At 68.5% G+C, this 12,993-nt stretch carries 9 protein-coding genes; 8 read left to right on the forward strand and 1 reads right to left on the reverse strand.

Annotated elements, in window-relative coordinates; all coding sequences use genetic code 11:
- The first annotated feature begins 105 nt into the window (after positions 1–105).
- From HNP48_RS08930 to HNP48_RS08965, 8 genes are all read left to right on the forward strand, one after another.
- Positions 106–933: a proteasome-type protease gene (locus tag HNP48_RS08930; protein WP_184856572.1), complete on the forward strand. Its 828-nt coding sequence runs from the start codon at positions 106–108 to the stop codon at positions 931–933.
- A gap of 76 nt (positions 934–1,009) precedes the next feature.
- Positions 1,010–1,825 carry an alpha/beta fold hydrolase gene (locus HNP48_RS08935; protein ID WP_184856573.1) on the forward strand — a complete coding sequence of 272 codons (816 nt, stop codon included), beginning with the start codon at positions 1,010–1,012 and terminating at the stop codon, positions 1,823–1,825.
- A 231-nt stretch (positions 1,826–2,056) separates the two neighbouring features.
- A complete protein-coding gene (locus tag HNP48_RS08940) occupies positions 2,057–2,878 on the forward strand; it encodes a carotenoid biosynthesis protein (RefSeq protein WP_184856574.1) in 822 nt (273 codons plus the stop codon).
- The gene (locus HNP48_RS08945) at positions 2,878–4,368 is read left to right on the forward strand and encodes an oxygenase MpaB family protein (protein ID WP_184856575.1); all 1,491 of its coding nucleotides are present in this window, start codon (positions 2,878–2,880) and stop codon (positions 4,366–4,368) included. Before HNP48_RS08940 ends, HNP48_RS08945 begins: the two co-directional genes overlap by 1 nt.
- A 92-nt stretch (positions 4,369–4,460) precedes the next feature.
- Positions 4,461–6,197: a diguanylate cyclase gene (locus tag HNP48_RS08950; RefSeq protein WP_184856576.1), complete on the forward strand. Its 1,737-nt coding sequence runs from the start codon at positions 4,461–4,463 to the stop codon at positions 6,195–6,197.
- Between the two features lie 231 nt (positions 6,198–6,428).
- On the forward strand, positions 6,429–8,210 hold the full coding sequence (locus HNP48_RS08955) for a diguanylate cyclase (RefSeq protein WP_184856577.1): 1,782 nt from the start codon (positions 6,429–6,431) through the stop codon (positions 8,208–8,210).
- A gap of 1 nt (position 8,211) precedes the next feature.
- Positions 8,212–10,014: a diguanylate cyclase gene (locus tag HNP48_RS08960; RefSeq protein ID WP_184856578.1), complete on the forward strand. Its 1,803-nt coding sequence runs from the start codon at positions 8,212–8,214 to the stop codon at positions 10,012–10,014.
- 97 nt (positions 10,015–10,111) lie between these two features.
- Positions 10,112–11,614 carry an FAD-binding oxidoreductase gene (locus tag HNP48_RS08965; RefSeq protein WP_184856579.1) on the forward strand — a complete coding sequence of 501 codons (1,503 nt, stop codon included), beginning with the start codon at positions 10,112–10,114 and terminating at the stop codon, positions 11,612–11,614.
- Positions 11,615–11,632: 18 nt separating this feature from the next.
- Here HNP48_RS08965 and HNP48_RS08970 read toward each other — a convergent pair whose 3' ends face one another.
- Entirely contained in the window at positions 11,633–12,958 is a 1,326-nt protein-coding gene (locus HNP48_RS08970) for a diguanylate cyclase domain-containing protein (protein ID WP_184856580.1), read from the reverse strand.
- Between the last annotated feature and the right edge of the window lie 35 nt (positions 12,959–12,993).

Below are 12,993 nucleotides of genomic sequence, written 5' to 3' on the forward strand. Positions count from 1 at the left end.
TGTTTTCATAGTATGCGGCGCCTTGCAGGGGGGCACCACCCCACCGCAGGCCCCGGCCCGCGGCGGATGCATTACAACGATTCCCTACTTGCCGTCTTTGCCCCCATGACGTATTGCGTCGCCATCAAACTCAATGCCGGGCTGGTTTTCCTGTCCGATTCCCGCACCAATGCGGGCCTGGACCAGATCAGCTCGTTCCGCAAGATGATGCTGTACGAGAAGGCGGGCGACCGCTTCATGGTGCTGCTGTCGGCCGGCAACCTGTCGATCTCGCAGTCGGTGCGCGAGATCCTGCAGACCGAGCACATCGTCGACCGCGACGAGGAAGAGCCCATCACCATCTGGAACGCCAAGAGCATGTTCGATGCCGCGCGCGTGCTGGGCGCGGCCGTGCGCCATGTGCACGAGCGCGATGGCGCGGCGCTCAAGCGCTCGGGCGTGGACTTCAATGTCTCCATGGTCTTCGGCGGCCAGATCAAGGGCGAGGGCATGCGCCTGTTCCAGGTGTACTCGGCGGGCAACTTCATCGAGGCCACCTCCGAGACGCCCTACTTCCAGGTCGGCGAGTCCAAGTACGGCAAACCGGTGCTGGACCGCGTGCTCACCCCCGAGACCCCGCTGGACGAGGCCGCCAAATGCGCCCTGGTGTCCATGGACAGCACGCTCAAGTCCAACCTCTCGGTGGGCCTGCCGCTGGACCTGGTGGTCTACGAGGTGGACCGCTTCGCCACCGACAAGATCATCTGCATCGACGAGCACAACCCCTACTTCCGCATGCTGCACGACAGCTGGGGGCAAAAACTGCGCCAGGTCTTCGACAGCATCGAGGACCCGGCCTGGGGCGGCGGCGACACGACCGTGCCCATCATGGTGAACCCGGCGCGCAGCAAGCCGCTGAAAAAGATCACCAACCACCTGGACAAGCTCATCTGAGGGCCGTGCGCGCATGCCAGGGGGCGGCCTGCCGCCCCGGCCGCGCGTGCACGCCTTCCTGACCCGCCGCCCGCCCATGCTCCCCATCGTCTTCTCGCACGCCAACAGCTTTCCCGCGGGCACCTACCGCCTTCTCTTCAAGCTGCTGCGCCAGCGCGGCTTCGACATCAGCGCGGTGGAGCGCTTCGGGCATGAGCCCGAGTACCCGGTGTCCAACAACTGGCCGCACCTGGTCCAGCACCTGGCGGACTTTGCGGGCGAGCAGGTGCAGCGCCTGGGCGAACCGGTGTTCCTGGTGGGGCATTCGCTGGGCGGCTTCCTGAGCGTGATGGCCGCGGCGCGCCACCCCCAACTGGTGCGCGGCGTGCTGCTGATCGACTCGCCGCTGATCGGCGGCTGGCGCGCCAATGCGCTGGACGTGGCCAAGCGCACCCAGGTGGTGGGCTCCATCTCGCCCGGCAAGATCAGCCGCCAGCGCCGCAACACCTGGGCCAGCAACGAGGAAGCGCTGGAGCATTTCCGGCGCAAGAAGGCCTTTGCGCGCTGGCACCCCGAGGTGTTGCACGATTACATCACCCATGGCCTGGCCGACCAGGACGGCAAGCGCGTGCTGGGCTTCGACCGCGCAGTGGAAACCGCCATCTACAACACCCTGCCGCACAACCTGGGGCGCCTGCTCGCCCGGCACCCGCTGCAATGCCCGGCCGCCTTCATCGGCGGGCGCGACTCCGAGGAGATGAGGCAGGTCGGCATGGCCATGACGCTGCGCATCACCGAGGGGCGCACCATGATGCTCGACGGCAGCCACCTGTTTCCCATGGAGCAGCCCCAGGCCACGGCTGCGGCCATCGAGGCCTCGCTGCTGAACCTGGCCGCCGTGGCGGCGCGCTGAGGCCCCGGGGCCTCCCGCAGGCCCAGGTTCTTTGCACATGGAGCGCCCCCTGAATGGGTGGCTCTCTAATCCTTCCTGTCTATTCACGCCCAAAGGCATTGGCCCCACAATGCCTGAACCGATAAATAGAGGGAGAAAAGCGCGCAGTTGGCGGCTTCTCAGTGCAAACAAGCAGGGGATGTGTCGCAACAATCCCCTACACTGGGGGTTTGTAACAGCGTGTACATATTCATGCCTGCTTCCAATCTGCTGACCGTCCGGCTGCCCGTGCTGGTCTTCGTGCTGGTGTCCGCCGCGTTGATCTACACCTCCATCGGCCCCGGCAAGGGCGTCACCCTGGCCATTGCGGTGGCTTCGGTACTGATGTTCGCCGCCACCTGGGCCAGTGCCGCGCGGCTGCTGGGAGCCTCCGCCGCCCTGCACTTCCTGCTGATCGCCGTCAGCCTGGGCTGGTTCGCCGAGCAGATGGGCAGCACCCATGGCTGGTTCTTCGGCAGCTACACCTACACCGAGGTGCTGGGCCTGCGCTGCGTGGGCGTGCCCGTGGTCATCCCCATGATGTGGTTCGCTCTGACCTATGCTGCCTATGTGATCAGCAACCTCATCGTCTGGCAGGCGCCCGTGGACGGGGCGCCTGGCGTGGGCAATGCGGTCTTCCTCTCGTTCCTGGCCGCCATGATCGTCACGGCCTTCGACCTCGGGGCCGACCCCTACCTGGTCTACGTGCTCAAGGCCTGGATCATGACCAAGACCGACGGCGCCTGGTTCGGCGAGACCGTGCAGGGCTTCTTCGGCTGGGTCTTCGTGAGCTTCTGCATTCTCTGCGCCTTCCGCTTTGCCACGCGCAAGATGGCGCTCAAGGCCGGCTCGGTGAACTTTCTGCCGCGCCACGCCACCGTGCCGCTGGGCATCTACAGCGCCGGCCTGGTGTTCCAGGTGTTCCTGGGCCACCCGGTCGAGATCAAATCCATCGCCCCGTTTGCCATGGGCATCCCGCTGCTGTGCGCCCTTGCCGGCCTGCAGCGCTGGCGCAACCAGCTGAAGGCCGTCTGATGAGCACCCACCCCACGCCGGCCATTTCCGATGCGGACCTGGCCTCCATGCAGCAGCATGCCGATCCGCTGGCCGACAAGACCATCGCCGACATCCTGGGCCCCTGGCCCCCGGGCCTGCCGCCTGAGAATGCACCGCAGTGGGCGCAGATCAAGACCGTGAACCGCCTGTTCGGCGAGTGGACCACCAATGCCAGCATCCAGGGCTGGACGGCCACGGGCGACGGCGTGAACGAGGAGATGGCCAAGGCGCTGCAGGACTACCTGGCCCAGGGCCAGGTGCTGCCCGCATGGGCCGATGCGCACAAGATCGAGCGTGCCGAGAAGATCTTCTTCGACCACGGCGCGCTCTCGTGCATCCTGCTGTTCTGCGCCAGCCTGCCCGAGTGCTATGTGATCCCCGACCTCTCCAGCGTGCTGCACACCGCAGGCCAGCTCGAGGAGCACACCGAGTACCGCATCCGCTCCACGGCGGCCATGATCTTCCCGGTGATGATGCACGGTGGCCTGACCCGTGGCGACGGTGCGGGCGTGGCACAGATCCTCAAGGTGCGCCTGATCCACGCCACCATCCGCAACCTGATACTGCGCGGCACGCCCGAGGCGGCCGTGCAGCACCTGCAGGCCCAGCAGGGCATCGTCGGCGCGGGCCTGCTCGGCAAGCTGCCCGGCCTGCCGCCCAGGCACAGCATGTACCAGGCGCTGTTCGCGCGCGGCTGGGATGTGGCCGGCGATGGCCTGCCCTGCAACCAGGAAGAGCTGGCCTACACGCTGCTCACCTTCGGCTATGTGTTCCTGCGCAGCATGCGCCGCCTGGGCATCGGCCTGCCCCGGCACGATGAAGAGGCCTACCTGCATGCCTGGAACGTGGTCGGCCACATCCTGGGCATCGAGCGCGGGCTCATGGTCGAGACCATGGACCAGGGCGAGGAACTCATGGCCCGCATGCAGGCCCGCGGCCGTGCCGAGCCCGTGACGCCCGACCCGCGCCCGGGCCTGGGCCAGGCGCTCATGGCCACCATGGCCAATTCCATCCCCTGGAACATCGCCAAGCCCATGCCCCAGCTGATGACGCGTTTCCTGTGCGGCAAGGCCACGGCGGGCGACCTGGGTCTGACCCAGCCCGTGCCCTGGTCCTCGGCCTTGCTGTTCTGGGGCGTGCTGCTGGTGGCCCGGGTCATCGACTGGGTGCTGCGCCTGGTGCTGCCGCGCTTTTCCATCGTGCGCACGCTCACGCGCATCCTGGGCTACCACTTCATGAGCCGCGTGCTGATGAGCCAGACCCGGCCGCTGCAACTGCCCAGCGAGCTGCTCAACCAGGTGGACGGCGTGGTGCACAACTGGAGCGACGACCCGCATGTGCCCAAGTGGATCAACCGCATCGAGGACCGCCTGACCACCCAGGGCACCTGGAGCCTGAAGCTGGCCGCCAGTGCCCGCCCGGCCACCGCGGCCTCCCAGCCTGCCGCCACGGCGCAGGAGACGGCGTAGCCCCCATGGCCCGGCACCCCACCGCCCCCCGCCGCACACCGGCAGGCGCCGCGCGCCAGACGCCCGCGGGGTGCGGTGCATGGCGGCGGTGGATGGCATGGCTGGCCCTGGCACTGCTCTGGCCGGTGCTGTCGGCCGCAGCCACACCGGCCACCCAGCCGCTGGTGCTGGTCGATCAGCAGCCCTCGGTGAATGCCTGGCCCCATGTGCGCATGCTGCCCGACGCCAGCCGGCATCTCGGCGTGCAGCACATGCTCGCCCGGCTGCCCGAGTTCACGCCCCCCACCGGGGCCGAAGGCACGCTGGGCGTGCGCCAGGATGCGGTGTGGCTGCACCTGCCGCTGAGCGTGGCACAGGCCCCGGCCCATCCCTGGATCCTGAGCATCGACTACCCCGTGCTCAACGAGGTGGACGTCTACCTCACCGAGAACGGCGCGGTGGTCCAGCAGGCCCTGATGGGCAATCTGCGCCCCTTCTCCGACCGGCCGCTGCGCGGGCGCACGCCGTCGATGATGCTGAACCTGCAGCCCGGCCAGCAATACGACCTGCTGGTGCGCGTGCGCACCGGGGGCGCGATGATCGTGCCGCTGGTGCTCAGCAAGGCCCCGGTGCTGCTGCCGCAGGCGTTGCGCGAGCAGATGCTGCAGGGCCTGCTGGCCGGTCTGGCGCTGTGCCTGGTGGTCTACAGCCTGAACCAGTGGGTCAGCCAGCGCGAGAAGCTGTTTCTCTTCTACGCCCTGCTGGTCACCGGCAGCGCGGGCTTTTCCATCCAGTTCTTCGGCATCGGCAGCCAGTTCCTGTGGAGCGACAACCACTGGATGGAGGTCCACGCCGCCAGCGCCGCCGGGCTGCTGGCGCTGGCGGCGTCGTTCCTGTTCATGGGCCATGCGCTGGCGGGGGACCAAGCACGCAGCCGCTTTCTGGCCCTCATGCACGGCGGTGCCACGCTGTGCGGCCTGGTGGGCATCGCCTTCCTCACCGACCTGATCGACACCCGGCAGGCCACGGCCTTCCTGAGCCTCTTCGGCCCGCTGCCCTCGCTGCTCAGCCTGCCGCTGGCCATCAAACGGGTGCGCCAGGGCGACACCGTGAGCGCCACGCTGCTGGCCGCCTGGCTCGCCTACTTCGTGGCAGCCGCCGTGATGGTGGGCCTGGTGCAGGGCTGGGCCCCGCTGTCGTTCTGGACCCTGCACTCCTTCCAGATCGGCGCCACGGTGGACATGCTGCTCTTTCTGCGCGTGCTGGCCCTGCGCACCGATGCGCTGCGCGCCGCCACCGACGACGCATTGCGCGAGCGCGACGCCATGCGCGCCCTGGCCTATACCGACGCGCTCACAGGGCTGCCCAACCGGCGCGGCCTGCAACTGGCCCTGAACTCGGCCATCTCACTGTGCGCGCCCAACCGCCTGGTGGCCGTGTACCTGCTGGACCTCGATGGCTTCAAGCCCATCAACGACCTGCATGGCCATGACGTGGGCGACGACCTGCTGGTGGCCGTGAGCCACCGCCTGCAGGACCATGTGCGCCGCAAGACCGACGTGGTGGCGCGCCTGGGCGGCGATGAATTCATCATCATGGCGGCCGACCTGCTGCGCGCCGAGCAGGCCGAGGACCTGGGCAACGCACTGCTGCACGCCTTCCGCGAGCCCTTCGTGATGAGCCACCTGCAGATGCACGTGGGCCTGACCATCGGCTATGCCCTGGCCCCCATCGACGCCGCCGAGCCCCGCGAACTGATCCGCCTGGCCGACGCCGCCATGTACAAGGGCAAGCAAAGCGGCAAGCACTGCCTCATCCGCAACGATGCCAGCATGGCATTGACGGCCTGATGACCCCGATGCGCCTGCCCAGCCCCGCCGCCTCCCTGGCCGGCACGCTTTGTGCACAGGCATTGCGTTCCGCAGGCATACTGGTTGTCCCGCCATCCAGGCCCGCCACCGCACCTGTTGTCTCCTGAGCACCATGTCCAGCGCCCTGCCCTCCTGCCTTGCCGATGCGCCGGCGCCACTGCGGTGGCGCATGGCTGGTTGCGGGCATGGGGCCCTCTCCGCAGGTGTGCAATGAGTGCACTGCACGGGTTCATGCGCTCGATGGCCCACCGCGCTGCCATGGTGGCCGCAGCGGTGCTGTGCCTGCTCATGCTCCCGGGGCTGCCTGCACGCGCCGCCACGCCGCTGGTGCTCACGCCCGGCTCCCAGAACCTGGACGCCTGGAGCGTCGCCAGCCTGCAGGCCGATGCCTCGCGCGAGCGCACGGCCGGCGACATGCTGCGCCGGCTCGACCGGTTCGAGGCACCGCCCCACCGCGGCGGCTCGATCGGAGCGCACCAGGAAGCCATGTGGCTGCGCATTCCACTGGCCGTGCACGAGGCCCCCACGCACCAGTGGATCGTCAACCTCGACTACGGCGCCCTGCAGGAGGTCGACATCTACCTGGCCCGCAATGGCGAGGTGCTGCAGCAGGCGCTGCTGGGCTACCTGCGCGCGCCCGGCAAAGCCGCCGATGCGAGCCGGACCCCGGGCCTCGCCCTGGACCTGCAGGCCGGGCAGGCTTACGAGCTGCTGATCCGCGTGCGCACACTGGGGCCGATGATCCTGCCGATCACGGTCAGCGAGGCGCCCTACCGCCTGAAGCTGGCGCTGCGCGAGCAGATGCTGCAGGGCCTGCTCCACGGCCTGGCCTTCTGGCTGCTGCTGTACAGCCTGCTCCAGTGGGCCGGTCAGCGCGACCGCCTGTTTGCCTGCTATGCGCTGGTGGTGCTGGGCAGCGCCGGCTTCTCGCTGCAATTCTTCGGCATCGGCTCGCAGTTCCTCTGGCCGGGCAATGTGTGGATGGAGATGCATGGGGCCGTCCTCTTCGGCCTGACGGCGCTGGCGGGCTCCTTCCTCTTTCTGCGCCAGGCGATGGCGAGCGACGCCCCGGACAGCCGCTATGCCCGCACCATGCTGGGGGGCGCCGCCCTCACGGCCCTGGTGGGCCTGGCCTTCGCGTTCGACCTGCTGAGCGTCAAGGCCGCCACCGTCTTCATGAGCCTGTTCGGCATGGTGCCAAGCCTGCTGAGCCTGCCCGCCGCGCTGCGACAGGCACGCCAGGGGAACCCCATCGGTGCCACGCTGCTGGTGGCCTGGACCGTCTACGGCGCCGCCGCCCTCGTGATGGCGGCCCTGGTCCAGGGCTGGGTGCCGGTGAATTTCTGGACCCTTCATGCCTTCCAGTTCGGCGCCACGCTGGACATGCTGCTCTTCCTGCGCGTGCTGGGGCTGCGCTCGGAGGCCTTGCGCCAGGCCACGCTCGATGCCCAGCGCGAGCGCGATGCCATGCGCTCGCTGGCCCATACCGACCCGCTCACGGGCCTGCCCAATCGCCGCGGCATGCAGATTGCGCTGAACGCGGCCCTCCAGCAATGTGCGCCCGACCGCATGGTGGCGGTGTTCCTGCTCGACCTGGACGGCTTCAAACCCGTCAACGACACGCACGGCCACGACGTGGGCGACGACCTGCTGGTGGCCGTGGGGCAGCGCCTGTCGGCCCATGTGCGGCGCCAGACCGACCTGGTGGCGCGCCCGGGCGGAGACGAGTTCATCATCCTGGCCCCCCATCTCACACGGCCCGAGCAGGCGCGGGAGATCGGCGAAGGCCTGCTGCACGCATTCCGCGAGCCCTTCACGCTGCGCAACCTGCGCGTGCACGTGGGCCTGACCATCGGCTATGTGCTGGCCCCCTTCGACGGCAAGGAGGTGCGCGAGCTCCTGGGCAAGGCCGACGCCGCCATGTACCGGGGCAAGCAATCCGGCAAGCACTGCCTGCTGCGTGGCGATGGCCCCGCCGCGCTGGCCTCCTGAGATGCAAGCCTTGGCATACCACCACCCCACCGCCCACCCGCAGCCCGCCTGGCGCAGGCTCTGGAAGGTCCTTGCAGGGCTGGTGCTGCTGCTGGGTCTGCTGGCGGGTGCCGGCAGGGCCCACGCGGCGCAGCCCCTGGTGCTGCACGACAGCGCCGGTTCGGTCGAGGTCTGGCCGGCCGTGAGCATGCTGTCCGACCCCACGCTCAAGCTCGGGCTGGAGGACGTGCAGGCCCGTGCCGGTGACTTCACCCCCCCGCCCTCCCGGGGCGCCACGCTGGGCGTGCGCTCGGACGCCATCTGGCTGCGCGCACCGCTGTCGGTGCACCTGACCTCCGACGGCCGCTGGACGCTGGACATCAACCACCCCGACCTGAACCGGGTCGACGTCTTCGTGCTCAGCGCAGGCCATGTGACCCGGCATGTGGTGCTGGGCAGCCTGCAGCCTTATTCCGAGCGGCCGCTGCAAAGCCGCTCGCACGCCGTGGCGCTGGAGCTCCTGCCCGGCCAGGCCTACGAGCTGCTGATGCGCGTGGAAACCCGGGCTGCCATGATCCTGCCCATCACGCTCAACAAGTCGTCGGCCATGCTCGCCACGGCGGTGGACGAGCAGATGCTGCAGGGCGTGCTCACCGGCCTGGCGCTGTGCCTGCTGATCTACAGCCTGGCCCAGTGGGCCAGCCTGCGCGAGCCCTTATTCATCTTCTACGCACTGCTCATTTCGGGCAGCCTGATGTTCTCGCTGCACCTGTTCGGCATCGGCCGGCAGTACCTGTGGAGCAACAGCCTGTGGTTCACCGAACATGCCTCAGGGCTGTCGGCGCTGCTGGCCACCTGCGGTTCCTTCCTGTTCATCAGCCAGGCCCTGGCGGGAGACCGCCCCCAGAGCCGCTTCCTGCGCGCCATGCGCTGCGGCGCCGTGCTCTGCGTGGTGCTGGGCATCGCCTACGGCCTCGATGTGCTGAGCACGCGCGCCATTGCCGCCATCGTGAGCATCCTGGGCCTGGTGCCCGCGCTGATGGGCATCCCGGGTGCGGTGCGCAAGGCCATCGCGGGCGATGGCGTGGGCACCAGCCTGCTGGCGGCCTGGCTGATCTACTTCGTGACCACGGCCGTGATGATCGGCGTCATCAACGGCTTTGTGCCCGTGAACTTCTGGACGCTGCACTCCTTCCAGTTCGGGGCCACCATCGACATGCTGCTGTTCATGCGCGTTCTGGGCCTGCGCACGCATGCCCTGCAGCTGGAGGCCCTGCACGCCAACCGCGAGCGCGATGCCATGCACTCGCTGGCCCATACCGACCCGCTCACCGGCCTGCCCAACCGCCGCGGTCTGAACATGGCGCTGGCCGCCGCCCTGCCGCGCTGCGGCAAGAACGACCTGCTGGCCGTCTACATGATGGACCTGGACGGCTTCAAGCCCGTCAACGACCAGCATGGCCACGATGTCGGCGACGAGCTGCTGGTGGCCGTCACGCGGCGCCTGCAGGGCCATGTGCGGCAAAGCGATGTGGTCGCGCGCCTGGGCGGCGACGAGTTCGTGGTGATGGCCGGCCACCTGGCGGGTACCCAGCAGGCCCAGGAACTGGGGCTCAAGCTGCTCGACGCCTTCCGCCTGCCCTTCTCGCTGGGGAGCATCCAGGTCCACGTGGGCCTGACCGTGGGCTATGCCATCGCCCCCGACGACAGCAGCGACGCCGCCACCCTGCTCAAGCTCGCCGATGCCGCCATGTACAGCGGCAAGCAAAGCGGCAAGTTCTGCCTGCGCCGCAACACCGGGGACCTGGCCCTCTCATCGGCGTAGGGTCCCGGGGCATGGCACCTGGGGAATCCATTGCTGGTCAAATGCCGGGCGTTCCGTTACACAGGAGGCCTCGCAACTTCCCAACGGATCCCGTGCCATGGCCCATCGCAAAAGCCCCGCCCGCATTGCCAAAGCTGCGCGTGTCGCGCAATTCCACGCCCTTGCCGCATCGGCGGCCGATGCGGCGGGAGGCGCCGGCGAGACCTCCGACACCGCCATCGCGCTGGAATCGCTGGCCCACCTGGAGCACATGCTGGTGGGCCGGGTGGTGCTGCCCTCGAGCCCCGACTACGACCAGGCCCGCCAGGAGTCGAACCCCGCCTTCCAGTCGTTCCCCAAGATCATCGTCTACTGCGCCGTCGAGAACGATGTGCTCGAATGCCTGGCCGTAGCGCGCAAGTACAAGGTGCCCGTGGCCGTGCGCTGCGGCGGCCACAGCACGGCCGGCTACTCGGTCAACAACGGCATGGTGATCGACCTGAGCGACATCCAGGGCGTGGTGCTGGACCCGCCGAACCAGCGCGTGCACGTGCGTCCCGGCACCGACTTCGACCACTTCAACGGCGCCATGAACCACACCGGCTGGCATGTGCCCACGGGCGCCTGCGGCAGCGTCTGCGTGGGCGGCTTCGTGCAGGGCGGGGGCTATGGCTATACCTCGCGGCGCTACGGCATCCAGAGCGACCTGGTGGAATCGCTGCGCGTGGCCCTGGCCGATGGGACCATCGTCACGGCCAGCGAGACCGAGAACCCGCTGCTGTACTGGTCCATGCGCGGTGGCACGGGCGGCAACTTCGGCGTGCTGCTGCAGGTCACCTACACCATGGTGCCGCTGGACACCGTGTGGGCCTGGTCCATCGGCTGGGACATGTCCCAGGCCGCCAACGTGCTGACCATGATGCAGCAGCGCTACATGCAAAGCGGCGCGCCCGATGCGCTGGGCTACATGATGAACCTGGGCTACTACGGCGGCCAGCCGGTGGCCATGGTGCAGGGCATGTTCTGCGGCACGCGCGAGGCCGGCCTGCAGGCCATTGCCCCGCTGATGGAGATCCCGAGCGCCCAGCTGCTGGTGGACAAGACCGGCACCTACCCGGACATGAACATCTGGCTCGAAGACCATCCTTACTCCCTGCCCGACAACCTGCCCGACGGCATTGCCGAGAGCAAGGCCTCGGGCTACATCAGCCGCCCGCTCACCACGGCGGACTGGCAGTCCATCATCGACTACTTCAAGACCTCGCCCAACCAGTGGTCGCTGGCCTACCTGGAGCCCTATGGCGGCGCCATCAACCGCTACCCCATCGAGGCCAGCGCCTTCATCCACCGCCGCGTGGATGCCGACCTGGTGGTCGACGTGTTCTGGCGCAACCCGGCCGAACGCGCCCAGACCGAGGCCTGGCTGGCCGGCTTCATGCAACTGGTGCAACCCTTCCTGAACGGGCATGTGTACCAGAACTACCCCGATGCCAGCCTGCAGGACTTCGAGAACGCCTACTGGGGCCCGGCCTACCCGACCTTGCAGCAGGCCAAGCGCGCCTACGACCCGACCAATTTCTTCAAGTTCCAGCAGAGCATCCGCCTGCCCAGGGAAGAGTAGGGCGCGGCCCGGCGCTGCTCACTGCAGCGCCGCCGGCTGGGCGTAGTGCAGGCGCCCCTTGCCGGCGCGCTTGGCGGAGTACATGGCTTGGTCGGCGCGGTTCATAAGGGCGTCGATCTCGCCCTCCAGCGGGGGGTGCATGGCCACGCCGATGCTGGCGCCGATGTGCAGGGCGCGCCCGTCCACCCACATGGGCTCGTGCAGCGCATGGATGATGCGCTGGCCGATGCCGTCGGTCACGTCGCGCGTGACCTCGCGGTCCAGCATCACCAGGAACTCATCGCCTCCCAGGCGGGCGATGGTGTCGCCCGCGCGCACCATGGAGGACAGGCGCTGGGCCACGATGCGCAGCACTTCGTCGCCCGCGCTGTGGCCTTCCAGGTCATTGACGCGCTTGAAGCCGTCCAGGTCGATGAACAGCAGTGCCACCGCCCCGGCGCTGCGCCGCGCCCGGGCCAGGGACTGCTCCAGCCGGTGGTGGAAGGCTGCACGGTTGTACAGCCCGGTCAGCGAGTCGTGGTTGGCCAGGTACTGCTGCTGGCGCGCGATCTGGATCTTGGCCGACACATCTTCCACCAGGGCCATGATGGAGGTCACCCGCCCCTCGGTATCGGTCAGCGCGGAATTGAACCACTCGCAATGCACCTCCAGGCCATCGCCGCGCACGAAGGAGGTTTCCGCCCGGTTCTGCGCCTCCTGCCCGGCCTGCAGCCGCTGCAGGGCCTGGTGCAGGCCTTCGTCCGAGGTGTGGCCCAGCAGGTCGACGAGCGACTGCCCTTCCAGGTGGGCCACGGGCAGCCAGCCCATCAGCTGCACGGCCCGCTGCGAGCAGTGCAGCAGGCGCAGGTCCTGGTCCATCTCGAGCACGGCCAGGGGGCTGTTCTCCATGTGCGAGGACAGGCGCTGGTTGGCCGTGCGCAGGGCATCCATCGTGACCTGCAGTTCGTGCACGTCCAGTGCGGTGGTGATGAAGCCGTCGATGACGCCGTTGCGCGCCGGCCAGGGCGTCAGGCAGATGGTGCGCCACTCATCGAAACCGTAGGGCGTGCGCAGCAGGCGCTGGTACTGCACCCGCTCACCACGGAGCACCCGCTCGACAAAGGGCATGAAGCGCGCGCAATCGTGCTCGCCATACAGATCGACCAGGGTCTTGCCCACCAGGCGCTCGGGCGTGCTGTCGAACCAGCGCGCATATTCTTCGTTCACGTAGATCATCCGCAGATTGCGGTCCACGGCCGCCAGCGTGGCGCCCACGCTGCGCGTGATCAGATCGAGCAGCTCTTCGGCCGACCAGTCCGTGGGCCTGGCAATGGGGTGCGCAATCTCTGGCTCGTCTGGCGTCATGTGGCGAAAGTCCCGGGGCAAGGGTCGTCGGCAGG

Source organism: Acidovorax soli, from assembly GCF_014207955.1.
GTDB classification, from domain to species: Bacteria; Pseudomonadota; Gammaproteobacteria; order Burkholderiales; family Burkholderiaceae_C; genus Acidovorax; species Acidovorax soli_A.